Here is a 17,779-nt window from a genome sequence, read left to right as displayed (position 1 = left end):
TTATATGGATTTTACTATCCCATTGCAATTACAAAGTAACACACCTATTTACTTGCAAATTTACGAATATATAAAAGCTGAAATTATACAAGGGACTATTTCTGTTGGCACACGTCTACCCTCACACAGAAATTTAGCATCACAACTTAATATTAGCCGCATTACTGTTGAATCAGCTTATCAACAGTTATTAGCTGAAGGTTATGCAGAAAGTAAACCGAAACGTGGTATTTTTGTAGCAAATTTCGATATTGACATTATCCCAAATAAAAAACGAAATGCAGCAAAGAAGACGAACAATTTGATAGAAGAAAAATTTGAATATGATTGTAGCCAAGGGCTTATTGATCAAAATGCATTTCCGATTACAAATTGGAAACGAGCATTACAAGAATCCATACTTACATACGAAAATGCACTATTTGCCAAAGAAGATCCTCAAGGTGAATTCGCTCTTCGAGAGCATATATCAACATATTTATATCATTCTCGCGGTGTACATTCTTCACCTGATCAAATTGTGATCGGCGCCGGAACACAGCCACTTCTCTGGCTACTGCTTCAACTGCTTGGCCCTACAAAAGAATACGGCATTGAAAACCCTGGATTTCACCGTATACACGCAATTATTAAAAGCTGTGATAGACAAATTCATCCCATACCATTGGATGAAAAAGGGATTGATATTTCTAGTTTATACAATACAAATTCCAATGTCGCATACGTTACACCATCACACCAATTTCCACTCGGGATTATTATGCCTTTATCTAGAAGATTAGAATTGTTAAAGTGGGCTAATGATTGCAATGGATACATTATTGAAGATGACTATGACGGAGAGTTTCGCTACGCTGGTAAGCCGATTCCTTCTTTACAAAGTCTTGATTCAAATGAACGCGTTATTTATATGGGAACTTTCTCAAAATCTTTTTTACCTTCTTTACGAATGGGATATGTTGTTTTACCACCACACCTTTTAAAGATATACCAAGAACTGCATGGAATTTTCAAACAAACAGTCGCTACAATACAACAACTTGCTTTTGCTAACTTTATACAAAATGGGAATTGGGAACGTCACCTTAATCGAAGTCGTACACTTTATAAAAGAAAACATCATGCATTAGTAAAATCCATTATGAAAGAAATGGGGGCTAATGTTCAAATTCTTGGCGAACAGTCCGGACTTCATATTGTTTTATGTGTAAATAACAGTATGAATGAAAATGAACTGATTGAATCCGCTAAAAAACAAAGCGTTAAATTATACCCACTTTCTCCATATGATTTCGTGAATGATTTACGTAAGGAATCATACGTATTACTCGGCTTTGGTAGTATTCCGGAAAATAAAATTGAAACGTTGGCTATATTATTGAAAGATGCTTGGTTTCCTAGTTGCAAGGAAACTTGTTAACAGTGGGTTTAACTTGTAACATGTTAACAATTCAACAAAATAAAAAAGAAGGCTGTTCCAAAATAACTTTTTGGACAGCCTTCTTCTAGTTATTCACCTGACCTAGCTTTCCTTCCCGGACGTTTCACACCAGTCGTTTCTGTTGAATAGGAAGCTTCAATTATAGCCGTTGGATCTACAGAGAGAACGAGATCTTTCATTTTCGGATAAATGAATCGGTTTGTAATGCAATAAATGATTCTCTTATGCTCCCCTAAAAAACCACCTTCTCCATGTAGATACGTAACAGATAGTTGCAATTCTTTCATAAGTAAATCGCCTATTTCTTTATTCTTACCAGAAATAATCATAACGCTCTTACCTTGATTAATACCATCTAGTATAAAATCAATCATCTTCGTAACAATATAGAAAATTGCTAACGAGAACATCGCTTGTTCGATTGAAAATAAAATGGCAACAAAAATGAAAATAACTGCATTTACTGCAAGTAAAAATGTACTAATCGGTACATTAAAGTGTTTATTCATCCAAACTGCCAACATTTCCGAACCGTCAATTGCTCCACCCATTTTAACAACAATCCCAACACCAATTCCAAACAGTACTCCACCATAAAGTACAATTAATAACTCAGAAGTCGTAATTGCTGGAAATGGTTTTAAATAAATTAATCCGAGTGTTGTAACTACATTCGCATAAGATGTACGGATAAAAAACTTCTTTCCCATTACTTTTGCAGTAAATAATAAAATTGGGATATTAATTCCTAAGAACACACCATAAAGCGGCAATCCTGCGACTTTATTTGCCATAATAGCAATAGCCGTTACCCCGCCATCTACTAATCCATTAGGTGCTAAAATAAGCTCTAATGAACCTGCTACTATAATTGAGCCAATTGTTAATAATACGTATTCAAATACTTTCTTCATTCATTACCCCCAAAACTTATATATTTTCTTAGTATTATTTTAACGTAATTTTACTACTAATTCAAAGGTATCGATTTATATACAGAAAAGTTTCACCTTTATCGCTATTTTTATGTAATACATGTAACGCGTAATACTAAAAACACACTTACAAATTAAAAGTAAGTGTGTTTTTAACATCTATTTAATCTTTACGTACGGCTTCATTTTTAATTTGAATATTTCCTCAACTGCCCTTTGATATCCACCAGCATTTCTAAGCGACTCTCCCACTTTACGACTATTTTCCTTAAACGTCACATCATCCATTACTTTCTTTACAGTCTCACGTAACAATTCAGAAGTTAACTCGTTACGATTAAGTGTTATGCCTGCCCCTACTTCAGTCAATCGTTTTGCAACGAATGGCTGATCTCCTGTTACCGGAATTACAACTAATGGAACACCGTAATATAACGCTTCACTCGAACTATTCATACCACCATGTGTCACGAATACATCAGCATGCTGTAAAACTTCTAATTGCGGGACATAATTATACAATTTAAAGTTTTTCGGGATATTTTCAAATTGACTTATATTTATCTTCTTGCCAACGACTAATACGACTGTCGCATCTACATCTTTAAACGCTTCAAAACATTTTTCATACAAAGCAGGTTGTTCATTAAAAACTGTTCCCATAGAAATGAAAATCACTTTTTTATTTTTTAAATCTTCGGTAGGAAAACTCCCCACTTCTTTTCGAGTAGCAATTGATGGACCTACAAATTTATACGATTCATCAAATACCTCTGAACGTGGCTGATATTTTTTTGAAGTATATACAATCGTAATATCACCAGGATGGTTCATAATATCATACATACTATTACATTTCATTCCATACTGCTTATTCCATCTTTCCATTCCCGCTAAACAAGATTGATATAATGGATCCATTTCATCTACTTGTCTCGATTCTTGCCCATCATGAAAATTAATGTACTGATTAACAGCAAACGTTGTACAGGATGAAACGCTTGGTAATTGTAAAATATTCGCTATAATACGTCCTACTGGAAAATGATTATCATATATTAAATAATCATATTTTTCCTCTTTTGTTTCTTCTACAATTTGAGTAACAATACGCTCTGATGCTTCAATCATATGAGATAGCATCGTCAAAGGGCTCCCACCTTCATTTACTCGTTCCATAATATTAATTTGAGAGAGAAAATTCTCAAACACTCGGAATTCCGCACCTGTTGCTTCAACCTTCTTTCTATAATCTTCAATACAATAAGAAACAACTGTTTCCCCTCGCTGAATTAACTCACTTACAATAGCTAAAGTCGGATTAATATGACCTTCCCCAGGGAAATTTATTACGAGTACATTTGCCATAACATTCTCTCCTATCCAATTAATATAACAAAATTAACAATTAATTATATTAATTAATTTAAGTCTATTATAAATGAATGCATTCTACTTCTTCATGCTTTTCTCTTCATTTTATTATTGAGAAATATTTTCTATAGTCTACATTATTGTGATTCACAATCTTATAAATGAATGCTTAATTTTACTTTTACTCTTCATAGATTTAAAGATACGAGTCTTACATTCAAGTATTACCACCATTATTTTTAGACAATTCATACAAAAATAGAGAAATATAATATTTTTAATGAGTTTTCACTATAAATGTAAGTATGCTGTCTATCTTTTTATCTTTATCCTCATAACACATCATCTGTTATATAATGAATTTATGGAATTTACAGAAAAAGGAGTCTTTTCATGTTACAACAACTATTCAATTCACCTATTCTATCCGTTCAAGCCTTGCACCCAGGTTATGAAGATCATGCAAGTGATGTTTTTCTCGTTCAAACAGAAGATACAGAAGTTATCGTTCGTGCTTCTAAAATGAATGAAGAACCAAATAATGATTTTTGGTGGGGATGTAAAAATCTATTTGGAATTGATCCAAGGAACGTCCATCATTTAGAAACTGTACATACATTGCTGCAAGAACATACGAATCTTCCTATCCCAACAATATTAGAAAAACATGTTTTAAATAGCCGTGAATTTGTGGTGGTCGAAAAGTTAGTAGGTAACACAGTTCAATCTTTTATCGAGCAACCAGATTCTATTTTATTCAGCCTAGGAAAAGGACTTGCAGAAATACATAAATTTAAAGCCGATTTCATAGGAAATCCGTCAGGCACGTTCCAAGTTCCACTAGATGAATTCCAATCACATATTTTAAACGTGAGTAAAGAGCTTGTGAATATGTTTTATTCCGATGATGAAAGCATAAAAAATGCATTCCCTACCTTTGAATCACAACTTTCTTCCCTGTCCGTACCAAAGGAATCTACACTCGTCTTAATTGATATGGATCCTACTCAATTTTTATCTGACGGTACAACTATTACGGGTTTAGTAGATAGTGAAGCTTACGCTGTTGCTCCGCGAGAACTTGATTTTATCGGACTAGAATATGTACTTACCGAAAAAGAAGCACATGCCTTTAAAAGTGGTTACGAAACAATTATGTCTATTCCTCACTTAGAAGAATATAGACAGCCTTATCGTTATTTATACCGACTGTTATCTGTGCAAGGTAATGTGGAATTAAAAAAATGGTTAAGTCACCCATCCTATTTTTAAATACGAATGAGAGGGAGTATACAATGGATATTCAGAAAAAGCGTTCTGTAACAGAAAGTGAAATACAGCAAATGAAGGATTTGGCTTATATTTGTGGGCAACAAGACAATCTTGATTACTCTTCAGATTTACATATCAACTTTTTAAAAAATCGAAATGAAGATTATATAAACGATTTTCTTCTTTATAACGGTACTCAATTAATTGGCGCTTTAAATATGTATGATTTCGAAAGACCAACAAAGCTTGAACTAATAGGCTTTGTACATCCTCATTTTAGAAAACAACGTTTCGGAACTATCCTTTTACAAACTGCAATGAAAGAAATACAAAATAGAGAGACAGATGAAGCTCTTCTTATTATTAATGGGGATTCTATTTCTGGGAATGAATTTGTAAAACATATGAAGTTACCATATTTATATAGTGAATATAGTATGGAGTGCAAAACAAACGAAATTCAAAAAACAACAGATAATAATATACAGCTTACTCTTGCAACTTCAGAATCACTTCTTGATCTTATTAAAATTTCTAGTAAAGCTTTTGGTGATTCAGTAGAAAATACGACTGCATGGTTACAAAAAATGATGAATTCATCTTCCCATCAAGTTTACAGTGCCCTTATTGCTGAAAAAGTGATAGGAACAATTACAGTTTCTAAACAAGAGCAATCTACTACACTATCAGGATTCGCCGTTCATCCTTCTTATCAAGGTAAAGGATACGGAAAAGATATTCTTTGTAATATAGTACATACCCTTATTACAGAAGGAGTTTCAACAATTGAATTAGACGTCGAAACGAAAAATATCCACGCTTTAAAACTATATACACAATGTGGTTTTGAAATTAAAACGAGGCATGACTATTATAATTTAATGAATATTTAGGTGAATATATATGCTAAAAAAACAATTTATTCTAATTATGATATTTTAGCAAACATCTATAATGAACATTGGGGACATTTTGTTGAATCCTCCTACCCAGCCTCGTTTTACAAGATGCTCTTCTCTACTCTCGTATATTAGATCTTTGTTACGGGACTGGTCATCTTACTAGGAAACTACTTGATAATAATTTTGTAGTAACTGGTATAGATGGTTCTACTTAAATGATTGAGTATGCACGTAAAAATGCACCAGATGCAACCTTTATCGTCGCTGATGCTCGCTATTTCAATATAAATGAGCAATTCCACTACGTCATCTCTGCCGGTGATAGTTTAATTTAGATGAACTAAAAAGTGTGTTTCACAAAGTTTACTCCGTATTACATAACGAGGGTATATTCGCATTTGATATGAATAAAAAAAATAAAAAAAACTGAATCGAAATGATTCAGTTTTTTCTTAATATATTTACAACTGCAGTTGTTTCGTCATTTTCTTTATAGACACGCGGAATTCTTCTATCTAGCATACATGTAACTTCATAGTTTATTGTACCTAACATATCCGCTATTTCTTCTACTGCGATATTTTCTTCACCTTGTTTACCGTAGAATACTACTTCGTCTCCTACTTGTACTGGCATCGCTTTTGAAACATCCAACATTAACTGATCCATACAAACACGGCCAATAACAGGTACTCGAACCCCGTTAATTAACGCATAGCCTTTATTAGATAATTGACGATTATAACCATCAGCATAACCAATTGGTACAGTCGCAATCCATTCTTCACCAGTTGTTACATACGTATTCCCATAACTTACACCACGATTCTTCTTCGCATGTTTAATATGAGCTACTTTTGATTTTAACGACAACGCAGGCTGTAAAGAAACGACTGAATGATCCACTTCTTTTGACGGATACATACCGTACACTCCTATTCCAACGCGTACCATATTTTGAAATGTGTTACTTAATTCCATTGATCCCGCACTATTTGAACTATGAATATATGGTATTTGAATTCCTAATTCTTTCGCTGTATTAACAGCTTTTTCAAATAAACTTGTTTGCATATTCGTATATGATTTATCGATTTCATCTGCCGTAGAGTAATGCGTAAATATCCCTACTACCTCTACATACTCCATACGGTTTAATTCTTCTAAAAATGGTTTAACTTCTTCTTCTTGTAAACCGATACGACTCATTCCTGTATCAATTTTCACTTGAATTTGTACTTTCTTTTGAAGACGGTTTGCAATTTCATTTATACCATGTAAATCTTCTACTCTATAAACAGTCATCATAACGTCATATTGAATTACATCTTCTACAGCCGCTACTGGTGTGTATCCTAAAATTAAAATCGGCACAGTAATTCCTGCTTCTCTTAATTCTATTGCTTCATCTACAAATGCAACTGCAAGTTGATGTATTCCTGCTTCAATTGCAGCTTTGGCAACTTCAACTGCCCCATGGCCATACCCATTCGCTTTTACAGCAGCCATCATCTTAATTTCTTCATCATTTACATGTTTTTTAAATTCTTTTACATTATGTTTTACAGCATTTAAGTCAATTTCTACAATTGTATCTCTTCCATATTTCAAACTCATTGGTCTAACTCCTAACTCAATAATTGCATTCCATTCTATTTCACGTTTCATATGACCTTTTACAATATAATACTTTTCATTATGCTAGTCAAACTACTAGAATTTTCGGAATTTTGAGTATGATATAATATCCTCAAGAAACTATTATATACGGAGACGAGGAGAATTACAATGTTTGTTCAATCTGCATTGCATCAACTAAAAGTTGCTATTGATACTTCTATTGATATGCTTAACCAATATAGTGAAAACGATTTAAAAATACAACCGATTCACTCAAAACGATCATTATTTGAAATGTGTGCACATCTTTCTCTTATTTGTCATGCTGATTTACTCATTTTAAATGGTATTCCAGAAAAAGAATTACATACCTTTTATATAGAACGTACCCCCCTAACAGTTGCTCACATGCAACAAACGATGATTGAAGGTTACAACCTTCTCTCTAAAACATTTCTTTCCTACTCCCAAATAGAATTAGCAGAAGTTATGACTGCCTATTGGGGTATTTCTTATTCGCGCTTTGAATGGTTACTTGAAATCGTTGCACACTTTTATCATCATCGTGGACAAATTCATATTTTATTATGCGAGCATATGAAAGATCCTCGCATTCCTTTATTTGAGTGATTTTCCACTCATTCATTAATTATAAATAGAGAAGCTACAAAACCAATAAAAAGTATCATTCCTAATTTTCCCTCCTAATTGACCTACAAGAGAAACTAAAGACGGAACGGATATAGCAATACCTATTACAAAACAGACACTCATCATTACAAGTAGAGATAGATACGAAACAAAGCCCATTGAACTTAGACTAAAAATAGCAATCAACAATCCTCCTTGAAGAACTTTCCTTACTTCAAACCTCTTTGTTAAACGACCTGCAAGTGGTGACAGCAACATACCAAACAGCCCTGTTAAGCGAAAATAAAGGATTTGTTCTGCAGTTAAATTGTAAGTAGGAGAGCTCAAATAATTCCCTAAAACAGTATACATATTAACAAAAGCCATTAATAAAACAGGATTTTTCACACTGACTAACTATTAGTTTTAAATAATGCGCAACTTCTTTAAGGCATAAGAAATTCCGCCTTCACTCGCCTTCGTTGTAACGAAATCAGCCCTTCTCTTCAACTCCTCTCCACCATTTCCCATCGCAACTCCTAATCCTACATACTGCAACATCTCAATATCATTTCCACCATCGCCAAAAGCAATGGCTTCTAATTTACTAATGTTTAAATGTTCCAATACTTTTTGAATTGCAGTTAGCTTCGATACTTTACTATCTTCCAATACATTTATAACGTAACCATGAAAACGCTCAAACGTAAGTGCTGGATATCTTTCAATGAATTTTTGAGCTTCTGTATCATCAGCATACAGACATATGCAATACATCTCATCTGATAAGTTTCTAACTTTGTCAGGATACTGCTCTAAATGTAAGGTTTCATTTAACGCTCGCATGACACGTTCATCTTTGGAAGCAATATTATTCATTGCAAATTCTTCTGTAAAGTAAGAAACACTGTGACCATGTAATTCAGCAAAATTTGAAATATCATGAACGATTTCGCTTGAAAGTACTGATTTATGTATAACTTCTTTCCCACATTTTATATGTGCACCATTTGCTGAAATAAACGTATTTATACCTAGTTCCTTAAATTGTGAGCATAAACTATATGGTCTTCCAGTTGTAACAACTACGTGAATTCCTTTATCTATTAATCTTTGTACCGCTTCTTTTGTACTTTCGTGCATGCTTCTATCAATCTCACTTAATAACGTACCGTCAACATCGAAAAATACAACTTTGTACATAAGTCTTTACATCCCGTCCAAATGATTCGTATCATTAATGAAATGCACCGTTTTTTGTTCACCCTCAATTTCAATTAAACTTATTCCCGTATCTCCCATTTTGAAATAGTAGTCCATTGAAATTGGCATTTTGAAAAATGCACGTAATAGACTATTAATTACGCCCCCATGGGCAACAATTGCAATTCGGTCATATGTATTCTCTGTCAAGATTTTAGAAAAGATTCCTTCTATTCTCATTCGAAACTCAATAAACGATTCCCCGTTTTCAAAACGATCATGAAGAAACTTTGGCTCTGGATATTTCTTTGCTTCTTCAAATGATAAGCCTGCTTGCACTCCATTATTAAACTCCATTAATTCCTCTTCTAATTGAATTGGACAACCAATTGCTTCTGCTAATGTTTCACCCGTTTCACGAGCGCGTTTTAATGTGCTTGCCCAAATGAAATCTGGTGCAAAATCTTTTTTCACTTTCTGTACAAGTCTTTGTACTTGTTGTCTCCCTTTGTCAGTTAACTCAAAATCAGCTCGACCTTCATGCACATGTAAAATATCAGCTTCTGATTCTCCGTGGCGTATTAGTAGTATTTGCATGTTTCTCTCTCCCTTTATTTAACATTAATAAAATTCCATTATATCACATTTTAAGATTCCAAAATAAAAAAGGAACGGTCTCCCGTCCCTCATCCATTCACTTTTTCCGCATCATTCCAATAATATTTACTAAACGCTTCTGTTAACACATCAATTGTGTTATATAATTCATCTAACGTATTATCAACACCACCAACTTCAATTAACATCGCATTTTTCGATAAATCTTGGTTATAAACGCCATTTCCATCTTTTTTATACTTTGGAAAAATCCCTCTACTTAATCCGTAATAGTTTTCATCTAAATAACTATTGATCGCTCTTGCAATTTTTTCATTTTCAGCACGGCCTTCATTTTCCATCCCAATTATAAAATATAATCTTGCATACGATTTTCCGTTAATTACTTTTGTTGTTACTTTCTTACGCTGATCGTCACGGTGTATATCAATCGGAAACGCAATTTTATTATTTTGTGCTAATGCTTCTTTTACATATTCATGAGACGCTTTATATGACTGATACCATACCCACTTTTTACTCGCTAATAAATCACCCATATTCGTTTTATCATGAACTACCGGAATTCCTTGTCCTTCAAGTTGCTCTTTCATACGTTTCCCTAGTAAAGACACATTTACATCTGGGCTAGATGGATCAGTTGCCCCTGGTAATAATGGAAAGAAGGATTCCCAGCTATGTGTATGATAAATATATACTGCACTTTCACCTTTTTTCGCTCCGTTCTTTTTCTGAACCGGATTATTCTTTTCCGCTTCTGTAACTTTATCTTTTGCTATTTCCCGTTCTTTCGTTACTTCTTCAATCGGTACACTAGATTCATTTGGGATATTTGTCAAGTTTGTCCCTTCCCCAGCTACGATAATATTAGAATAATACTTTGACATACCAGGTACTTCTTTACCGACGAATGTTCTTAAATCTTTAATTTTCAAATCTGTCGCGATAGAGAACATTAAATTCCCAACTGACTCTCTTTTATTCTTCTTAAAATAATCAAATCCGTAATAGCGATTCTCACTTTCTATCATTTGAACAAAACCTTGCATCGATACTTTTCCAAACCATTGATTTGCATAATTCGATTTCATTGTATGTAAAAATGACGTCAAAATCGACGCTATCATAATTACTATTAGCGCATATAAAAGGAGTAACGAAATCAGCTTCTTCCCATGTATTCGAGTTGCATACTTTTTCACTGCATCACCTTCTTTATACATGGATATGTACAACCTTTTCAGAATATACGCACAAAAAAAGAGAAATGGTATACCATTTCTCTTCCCCACTTTTATTGTTCTTTTCCTGTATCATTTGAAGGTAGTTTCTTCGCTTGTTTTTCTTTAAATATTTCTCCAATTGCCCCAAGAGTACCAAGTGTTTCAATTGCATTAGACGGAATAAAGACTTTATTTGCTGGTCCTTTTGCAACTTCAGCTAATGACTCAAATGATTTGTAAGCAAGTATACGCTCATCCAAATTCGCTTCACGAAGCAATTCAATACGATTTTGTTCTGCTTTTGCAATTTCTTCAATTGCTCGTGCTTCCCCTTGTGCTTCTAATTCTTTTGCTTCTTTTATACCTTCAGCTTCGCGAATACGTGCTTCTTTATCCCCTTCAGCCATCAAGATTTTACTTTGCTTTTCTCCTTCAGCGCGAAGAACTTTATCTTGTTTTGCTGCTTCAGCTTCTAAAATAATCGCACGTTTATTACGCTCAGCCTTCATTTGTTTTTCCATTGATGCTTGCACATCTTTTGGCGGGTTAATATCAACAACTTCGACACGTTCAATACGTACGCCCCATTTTTCTGTTGCTTCATCAAGCGCTAAGCGGATTTCTGTTGAAATTTTTTCACGACCAGATAACGTTTCATCCAGTTCCATTTTACCGATGATTTGACGCATCGTTGCTGAAGTAATATTACGAACACCATATTCATAGTTTGAAATACCATATGTCGCAAGTTCTGGTTCAACAATTTGATAGAAAATAATTGTATCAATTTCTACTTGAACATTATCTTTCGTAATTACCTTTTGCGGTGGTACATTCGTTTGTTGAATGCGTAAGTCATGATATACACGAACACGATCTACAATTGGTATTAAAATATTTAACCCTGGGTGCATTATACGTTGAAACTTACCAAATCTTTCAACAACCCCAACTTTTTGCTGAGGAATAATTTTAATTGTTAATGCGATAAATGTAACTACAATTAGTGCGAATATAATCGTTAACGTTAATGCTACCATATTTATTCACTCTCCTTTTTCACTTGTAATATAGTACTATGCCTCTTTATAACAACGACTTTTTCTCCAGCATCAATTGAAGAATCTGCAATAGCTGTCCAAGTATCTCCATCCACCTTCACAATACCATTCGCTTCATTTGTAATCGTTTGCATAACAATCCCTCTTTTACCAACAAGCATATCTACTGTATCAGTAAAACCTTTTGCTTCTCGAAAGTTTTTTGAAATTCTTTTCGTAAAGAATGTCAAAGTTAAACTTACAATTGCACCAACAGTAACTTGTAACAGTAGTGCATCAGGAGCAAACAAAGCAATAAGACCTCCGACAACAGCTCCAATTCCAAGCCAAAGCATGTAAAATGTAATCGACAACATTTCCGCGATAAATAAAATACCAGCTATTATAAACCAAATTACCCAAGCAGCCATATGCAACCCTCACTTTCTTTCTCATTTTCTATATGTATATGAAGAAAAGAATGGTTTATCCGCCCTTTCTTACACTTGGGCGTTCGCTACAAGCTATTGTACATATTCACTGTTACAATGATCATTAATATAATACTATATCAATATATTCTTCATTATACATGAAAATCCCTTTCAAAAAGTGACAAAAAATTAAATTCTTTAAAAATTTTAATTTTTAAATCACAATTATTACAATTACTAAATACTATTTTTTATAGAGGTGATATTCTTATTGAGAAACCTGTCACTAATCTACTATTTAGGTTCCAAAATATGCATTACTCTCGCTGACATCGTATATGTAATGATTATTACAACTCATATTTATATAGCAACTAAATCAGCTACTATTACTGCTCTTTTTCCATTATTACAAGTTATCACAAATCTAATTGCTAACATCTCTGCACCACTTATGATAAATCGTTTTCCATCTTATACGCTGTTATATACGCTCCAATGGTTGAAAACAGTCTTTTTACTATTATTAATGATTTTGTTCCCGGTCTTATCCACAAACATTATAGCTCTATTAACTTTTATTTTTGTCATTTCATTATGTAGCGGGTGGAGTGCTCCATTATTATACGGTATTCTTCCGCGCCTTACACCGAAAGAAAAATTAGTAAAAGTAAATAGTATCTTTTCCTTTTCAACACAAATTGTGCAAGCCGTTGCTTATTCATTTACGAGTATTGTCGTTCTTCTCATTGGCGCTACTTCTACACTCATGATTAATAACATTTTAATGATTTTCGGATGCATTGCATTACATTTTTCATTACGTTCCATACATACTGAAAGAATAGCAGATTCTCCCTCTTCCAAAAGTACTGTTTTATTGGAAGGTTGGAAACTCCTATTTCAAAATCCTTCTCTCCGTACCGTTACATATATGGACTTAATCGAAACTTTCGCAGGAACAATATGGATTGGTGCTATTACGATGGCATACGTTACGACTATCCTTCATAAGGGCGAAGAATGGTGGGGATATATTAATACAAGTTATTATGTTGGCACGTTAATCGGTGGTCTATTAGCATGGAAAATGAGTTCCTATATTCAAAACAATTTAATACGATCTATGTCGATTGGCTCTCTTATATTTAGCATTCTTACATTTTTATATGGTATGACAAGCAGCGGATTTATTGCGCTTTTTCTATGTGTTCTAATGGGACCCTGTTATCAAATTAGAGATATTTCCCAAACGACTGTTTTACAATCAAGTGTCGCCCCTTCTTTATTATCAAAAATGTATACAGCACATGGCACACTTCTTTCAACAGCCTCTGGACTATCTATGCTTAGCATTGGCATTATTACTGATATGTTCGGTGTTCGTACAATTTATATCATCGCTTCTATTCTTATTTTATGTTCCGCTTGTTTATCTTTTAGTTTATTAAAATATCATAAGACAGAGCAGAACGATATTTCAATTTAATCACTAAAACAAAGAGGACAGGGATTCCTGTCCTCTTTGTTTATTCTATTCATGATAAGTTGGGGATTTTTCTATGCTTTGTCGCTTGTTCAAAAGCATAAGCTAATTTAATTAATATCCCTTCACTAAAGGCAGTGCTTGCAATGGTAATTCCAAAAGGCCTCCCGCTTTCCATATACCCTGCCGGTATTGCTATAGACGGATAACCCGCTTTCGCACATATAGTAGAACCTATATAGGAAGGAAACAGTATCGCATCAAGATTATATTTTTCCAATGCAAAATCAATGCCTTGTTCTTGAGAAAAATATATATCTTCTAATCTCGCATTTAAATATTCTGGATTTCGTAACGTATTAGGAAAATCTTTTCTTCCCTCTAACTTAGTTTGTCCATATTTTAAAGCTCTTTCTGCTATGTTTTTATTAAACTCCATTAACTCCGAAATAGAATGCACCGGGATAGTAGAAGGTAATTTAGTAAGATAGTTATCTAAACTATGCTTCAGCTCATAAAGCGGAACTCCCCAGCTCCATTCTCTATGAAAAGAAGGAATATCAATATTTTCTACTACTGTCGCTCCTTCATTACGTAATACTTGGATCGTTTCCTTAAACAAGATTTCATCATACTCACCATTTTCGTAATAATCTTTTGGTGCATCGTTAAACACACCAATCTTCGCTCCATTTAAACCATTTGCATCAAGGTAAGATGTATAATCCCGATATGCCCTACCGTCACTTTTGTGAGTAACTACATCTTTCTCATCCATTCCAGTTAAACTCCCTAGCAAAATAGCAGCATCGGTTACCGTTCTAGCAAATGGTCCAGCTGTATCTTGCGAATAAGTAAATGGAATAATTCCTCTACGACTAATTAAACCGACAGTCGGTTTAATACCTACTACAGAATTTTGAACAGCGGGGCTCAAAATAGAAGCATCGGTTTCTGTCCCAACAGATACTACTGTAAAGTTAGCAGCAACTGCTATTGCAGATCCTGTACTAGATCCGCCAACAAACATATGATCCTTGCCCGTTCCATATGGATTGATTGTTTGACCACCTCTTGCACTATATCCAGCCCTCATTTCAAAAGACATTGCATTTGCTAATTCTGTCATATTCGTTTTTCCTATTATCACTGCCCCTGCTTCTCGCAGTTTAGTAACGAGAAATGCATCTTCACTGCTTATATTTTGTTCTAGAGCTATTGTACCTGCACTTGTATGCATGAAGTCATTCGTTTCAATATTATCCTTAAGCAAAACAGGTATTCCATGCAATGGTCCCCTTACGCCGTTTGTCTTTCTTTCATAATCTAACGCTTCTGCAATAAAAATAGCATCTGGATTAATTTCTAAAATTGAATTGATTTTCGGCCCGTCTTGATCATACTTTGCGATTCTATAGAGATAATACATCACTAGCTCTTTTGAAGTTAGCTTTCCAGATTCCATTTCATTTTGAATATCTTGAATTGTTAATTCCTTTTTTAAGATTGGATTAAACTGAATTTCCATTTATATTCTCCCTTATATGAACTTTTTTAGCATATACCCCTTACTTTTTCAATTTTTCATCTCAACACATCCTAAATTAATATCCCTTTAAAGAAATTCAATATCCTTATTTAAACACCTTTAATTTCCCGAAAAATAAAAAAAATCTGAAACGGATTAATCTTCGCTTCAGACTCTTACATTACTGTGCGTATACTTCATCTAATAAATGTAAAAACTCACCTTGTTTTCCAGCTAATTCAGGGCATTTTACAATATCAACCCATTCGTAGCAAAATACCAATCCTTTATCTTCCTCACCAGCACTTACAATATGTTCCCAAGTATCCTTTACATCTGTTAGTAAAGTTACATGGAAAAAGTGGCGTTTTTCATACTCCTGTTTTTCTTTCATATGTATAATGTAATCTGCTAAAAAACGCTCTATGCATAAATGACGCAATCCGGATTCTTCCTGTACTTCACGCAATATAGCAGCTTCTAACGTTTCACCTTCATCAACCGTTCCCCCTGGCACTTGAATACCAGCTTCATGTATATCACGATGTTTAAAAACAAGTAATTGCATAACCCCCTCTTGTTCTCTTGTAATATATGCATGTACTTTTTTCTTATATAACATCGTCATTGTACGTCTCTCCCCTCAATTGTTCACTCTGTTACTTCTTCAAGTGTCAGTTGATTATCATACAAATATGTAGCTTGTGGATTTCCCACATACCTTACGTGCCATGGTTCATACCGATAGCCCGTAATCGTTTCTTTCGCTTTTGTGTATCGAACCACAAAACCAAATTTATGGGCATTTTCAGAAAGCCACTGACCTTCTTTCGTTTCCCCAAAAACTGTCTCTAACTGAAATTTAGCAGATTGAGACGTAATATCCATAGCTAGTCCAGTTTGATGCTCACTTGTGCCAGGAACCGCGCTAGACATTGCTGTTTTTGCTTCCCCGTCTTGTTTTTTATACATCGTATTTAATGCTTTTTGTCGATCAAAAGATCTAAATCCAGAAACTGCAAAAAGAAAAATACGCTCGTTGTCAGCCTGCTGAAACATATCCTCAAGCGCCCTCGCTGCCTCTTTTCTCATCTTTTTCTTTTCTTGATCACCTTCACTAGAGTAGCGCACTTTCGGAATAACTAAATCTGGCGGTCTATACCCATCTGGTAAACGCCTACTTTTATTTACAAGTACAAGCATTGAATTCGGATTATTAATTACCGCAATATCCCCATCCATATTAGCAATCGTTTCTTTCGCTTTCGGAAATATGCTATTTACACTTACTTCCCGCGCCTGCTTATCCTTATACATTTTATAATTGATTCCTGCTACTCCAATAATAATTATTGCAGCTACAATACCAAGTAGTGCCCATCTTTTTTTCATATAACGACCTCTTATTTTAATAATTTGGCCATTTCATACTCATCGATGCCCTTTCCATCGATAATAAGAGCAGCTTTTTTGACACCTTCTTTCTCAAATCCAGCTTTTTTATATAGTGCCTGAGCTCTTGTATTGTGGGCCATTACTGTTAATTCTAAACGCCATACATCATGTAATTTTGCCCACTTCTCAACCTCTTTAAACAATCTCGTCCCAATACCTCGCCCGTTATACTCTTGCAAAATACCAATTACAATGGTTGCCACATGCCTCTTTCTTTGAATGTTATTTCCATTCACTAATATAAAACCTACTATCCTCTCATCTTCAACTGCTACAAATATTGTTGCATATTCATTTTCTATAAAGCGATGGATCATTTTTTCTTGTTGCTCAGCTGTAGTTTTTCTTTCTCCTGGTTCATATAACATAAACTTCGTTTCTTCATCTAATTGCTTACTTAATTGCAAAAATGATGATGCATCTTCTATTTCGATCTCCCTAATCACTTCAATCACCCTACCAGTTTCATAATAAAAAGTTTTCCTTATAAAAAGATTTTCTCTACTTTCCTGAAAATCCCTTTGTAAATCTCCTACTATAAATTGACAAATTTCGATATTACTATAACAACGACAAATTATGTCTATTCTGTGACGTCTCATCATTACAAAGAAAAAA

General features: G+C 34.0%; 18 protein-coding genes and 1 pseudogene. 6 read left to right on the top strand and 13 right to left on the bottom strand.

What is annotated here, in order from left to right; translation table 11 throughout:
• Positions 1-4: 4 nt before the first annotated feature.
• On the top strand, positions 5-1,420 hold the full coding sequence (locus V7S45_RS09900) for a PLP-dependent aminotransferase family protein (protein ID WP_000348028.1): 1,416 nt from the start codon (positions 5-7) through the stop codon (positions 1,418-1,420).
• A gap of 89 nt (positions 1,421-1,509) precedes the next feature.
• On the opposite strand, the gene V7S45_RS09895 is transcribed toward V7S45_RS09900, so the two are convergent.
• Both V7S45_RS09895 and V7S45_RS09890 read right to left on the bottom strand, forming a co-directional pair.
• Positions 1,510-2,355, bottom strand: a complete 846-nt coding sequence (locus tag V7S45_RS09895) for a YitT family protein (protein ID WP_000755126.1) — start codon at positions 2,353-2,355, stop codon at positions 1,510-1,512.
• 180 nt (positions 2,356-2,535) lie between these two features.
• The gene (locus V7S45_RS09890) at positions 2,536-3,744 is read right to left on the bottom strand and encodes a macrolide family glycosyltransferase (protein WP_025688747.1); all 1,209 of its coding nucleotides are present in this window, start codon (positions 3,742-3,744) and stop codon (positions 2,536-2,538) included.
• Positions 3,745-4,143: 399 nt separating this feature from the next.
• On the opposite strand from V7S45_RS09890, the gene V7S45_RS09885 reads away from it, so the two are divergent.
• From V7S45_RS09885 to V7S45_RS09875, 3 genes and pseudogenes are all read left to right on the top strand, one after another.
• Positions 4,144-5,022 (top strand): nitrate reductase, encoded by an 879-nt coding sequence (locus tag V7S45_RS09885; protein ID WP_000941374.1) that lies wholly within the window; start codon positions 4,144-4,146, stop codon positions 5,020-5,022.
• Positions 5,023-5,045: 23 nt separating this feature from the next.
• Positions 5,046-5,915, top strand: coding sequence for a GNAT family N-acetyltransferase (locus V7S45_RS09880; protein WP_000354421.1), 870 nt, complete (start codon positions 5,046-5,048; stop codon positions 5,913-5,915).
• Between the two features lie 6 nt (positions 5,916-5,921).
• Positions 5,922-6,333, top strand: a pseudogene (locus tag V7S45_RS09875) (class I SAM-dependent methyltransferase); the annotation flags it as partial.
• Between the two features lie 32 nt (positions 6,334-6,365).
• On the opposite strand, the gene alr reads toward V7S45_RS09875, so the two are convergent.
• The gene (gene alr, locus V7S45_RS09870) at positions 6,366-7,541 is read right to left on the bottom strand and encodes an alanine racemase (protein WP_002182683.1); all 1,176 of its coding nucleotides are present in this window, start codon (positions 7,539-7,541) and stop codon (positions 6,366-6,368) included.
• A gap of 171 nt (positions 7,542-7,712) precedes the next feature.
• Between alr and V7S45_RS09865 the strand changes: the two genes are divergently transcribed.
• Positions 7,713-8,174, top strand: a complete 462-nt coding sequence (locus tag V7S45_RS09865) for a hypothetical protein (protein WP_025687741.1) — start codon at positions 7,713-7,715, stop codon at positions 8,172-8,174.
• Positions 8,175-8,189: 15 nt separating this feature from the next.
• Here V7S45_RS09865 and V7S45_RS09860 read toward each other — a convergent pair whose 3' ends face one another.
• The 6 genes from V7S45_RS09860 to V7S45_RS09835 form a co-directional block, all read right to left on the bottom strand.
• On the bottom strand, positions 8,190-8,561 hold the full coding sequence (locus tag V7S45_RS09860; RefSeq protein WP_002183492.1) for a multidrug transporter: 372 nt from the start codon (positions 8,559-8,561) through the stop codon (positions 8,190-8,192).
• 39 nt (positions 8,562-8,600) lie between these two features.
• A complete protein-coding gene (locus V7S45_RS09855) occupies positions 8,601-9,377 on the bottom strand; it encodes a Cof-type HAD-IIB family hydrolase (protein ID WP_025687739.1) in 777 nt (258 codons plus the stop codon).
• 6 nt (positions 9,378-9,383) lie between these two features.
• Positions 9,384-9,974: a histidine phosphatase family protein gene (locus V7S45_RS09850; protein ID WP_001166435.1), complete on the bottom strand. Its 591-nt coding sequence runs from the start codon at positions 9,972-9,974 to the stop codon at positions 9,384-9,386.
• 89 nt (positions 9,975-10,063) lie between these two features.
• The gene (locus V7S45_RS09845) at positions 10,064-11,218 is read right to left on the bottom strand and encodes a stage II sporulation protein P (protein WP_002025676.1); all 1,155 of its coding nucleotides are present in this window, start codon (positions 11,216-11,218) and stop codon (positions 10,064-10,066) included.
• 71 nt (positions 11,219-11,289) lie between these two features.
• Entirely contained in the window at positions 11,290-12,258 is a 969-nt protein-coding gene (locus tag V7S45_RS09840) for an SPFH domain-containing protein (protein ID WP_000226252.1), read from the bottom strand.
• 2 nt (positions 12,259-12,260) lie between these two features.
• Positions 12,261-12,689 carry an NfeD family protein gene (locus tag V7S45_RS09835; RefSeq protein ID WP_025687738.1) on the bottom strand — a complete coding sequence of 143 codons (429 nt, stop codon included), beginning with the start codon at positions 12,687-12,689 and terminating at the stop codon, positions 12,261-12,263.
• A gap of 274 nt (positions 12,690-12,963) precedes the next feature.
• On the opposite strand from V7S45_RS09835, the gene V7S45_RS09830 reads away from it, so the two are divergent.
• Positions 12,964-14,181 carry an MFS transporter gene (locus V7S45_RS09830; RefSeq protein ID WP_025687895.1) on the top strand — a complete coding sequence of 406 codons (1,218 nt, stop codon included), beginning with the start codon at positions 12,964-12,966 and terminating at the stop codon, positions 14,179-14,181.
• A gap of 49 nt (positions 14,182-14,230) precedes the next feature.
• Here V7S45_RS09830 and V7S45_RS09825 read toward each other — a convergent pair whose 3' ends face one another.
• The 4 genes from V7S45_RS09825 to V7S45_RS09810 form a co-directional block, all read right to left on the bottom strand.
• A complete protein-coding gene (locus V7S45_RS09825; RefSeq protein WP_257116008.1) occupies positions 14,231-15,706 on the bottom strand; it encodes an amidase family protein in 1,476 nt (491 codons plus the stop codon).
• A 181-nt stretch (positions 15,707-15,887) separates the two neighbouring features.
• On the bottom strand, positions 15,888-16,334 hold the full coding sequence (locus V7S45_RS09820; protein ID WP_025687893.1) for an NUDIX domain-containing protein: 447 nt from the start codon (positions 16,332-16,334) through the stop codon (positions 15,888-15,890).
• Between the two features lie 23 nt (positions 16,335-16,357).
• Positions 16,358-17,098: a M15 family metallopeptidase gene (locus V7S45_RS09815; RefSeq protein WP_000747647.1), complete on the bottom strand. Its 741-nt coding sequence runs from the start codon at positions 17,096-17,098 to the stop codon at positions 16,358-16,360.
• Positions 17,099-17,109: 11 nt separating this feature from the next.
• Positions 17,110-17,607, bottom strand: a complete 498-nt coding sequence (locus tag V7S45_RS09810; protein WP_000617576.1) for a GNAT family N-acetyltransferase — start codon at positions 17,605-17,607, stop codon at positions 17,110-17,112.
• Positions 17,608-17,779 lie beyond the last annotated feature (172 nt).

This window comes from Bacillus sp. BR3(2024), assembly GCF_039134555.1.
GTDB lineage: Bacteria > Bacillota > Bacilli > Bacillales > Bacillaceae_G > Bacillus_A > Bacillus_A cereus.
Note: the sequence above shows the minus strand (reverse complement) of the source record. Positions and strands in the feature narration are given on the sequence as shown.

Coding starts and splice junctions, on each gene's coding strand:
- V7S45_RS09895 (WP_000755126.1), bottom strand. CDS start 2,355: ATGAAGAAAGTATTTGAATACGTATTATTAACAATTGGCTCAATTATA.
- V7S45_RS09835 (WP_025687738.1), bottom strand. CDS start 12,689: ATGGCTGCTTGGGTAATTTGGTTTATAATAGCTGGTATTTTATTTATC.
- V7S45_RS09900 (WP_000348028.1), top strand. CDS start 5: ATGGATTTTACTATCCCATTGCAATTACAAAGTAACACACCTATTTAC.
- V7S45_RS09840 (WP_000226252.1), bottom strand. CDS start 12,258: ATGGTAGCATTAACGTTAACGATTATATTCGCACTAATTGTAGTTACA.
- V7S45_RS09865 (WP_025687741.1), top strand. CDS start 7,713: ATGTTTGTTCAATCTGCATTGCATCAACTAAAAGTTGCTATTGATACT.
- V7S45_RS09815 (WP_000747647.1), bottom strand. CDS start 17,098: ATGAAAAAAAGATGGGCACTACTTGGTATTGTAGCTGCAATAATTATT.
- V7S45_RS09855 (WP_025687739.1), bottom strand. CDS start 9,377: ATGTACAAAGTTGTATTTTTCGATGTTGACGGTACGTTATTAAGTGAG.
- V7S45_RS09890 (WP_025688747.1), bottom strand. CDS start 3,744: ATGGCAAATGTACTCGTAATAAATTTCCCTGGGGAAGGTCATATTAAT.
- V7S45_RS09820 (WP_025687893.1), bottom strand. CDS start 16,334: ATGACGATGTTATATAAGAAAAAAGTACATGCATATATTACAAGAGAA.
- V7S45_RS09825 (WP_257116008.1), bottom strand. CDS start 15,706: ATGGAAATTCAGTTTAATCCAATCTTAAAAAAGGAATTAACAATTCAA.
- V7S45_RS09860 (WP_002183492.1), bottom strand. CDS start 8,561: ATGGCTTTTGTTAATATGTATACTGTTTTAGGGAATTATTTGAGCTCT.
- alr (WP_002182683.1), bottom strand. CDS start 7,541: ATGAGTTTGAAATATGGAAGAGATACAATTGTAGAAATTGACTTAAAT.
- V7S45_RS09885 (WP_000941374.1), top strand. CDS start 4,144: ATGTTACAACAACTATTCAATTCACCTATTCTATCCGTTCAAGCCTTG.
- V7S45_RS09845 (WP_002025676.1), bottom strand. CDS start 11,218: ATGTATAAAGAAGGTGATGCAGTGAAAAAGTATGCAACTCGAATACAT.
- V7S45_RS09880 (WP_000354421.1), top strand. CDS start 5,046: ATGGATATTCAGAAAAAGCGTTCTGTAACAGAAAGTGAAATACAGCAA.
- V7S45_RS09850 (WP_001166435.1), bottom strand. CDS start 9,974: ATGCAAATACTACTAATACGCCACGGAGAATCAGAAGCTGATATTTTA.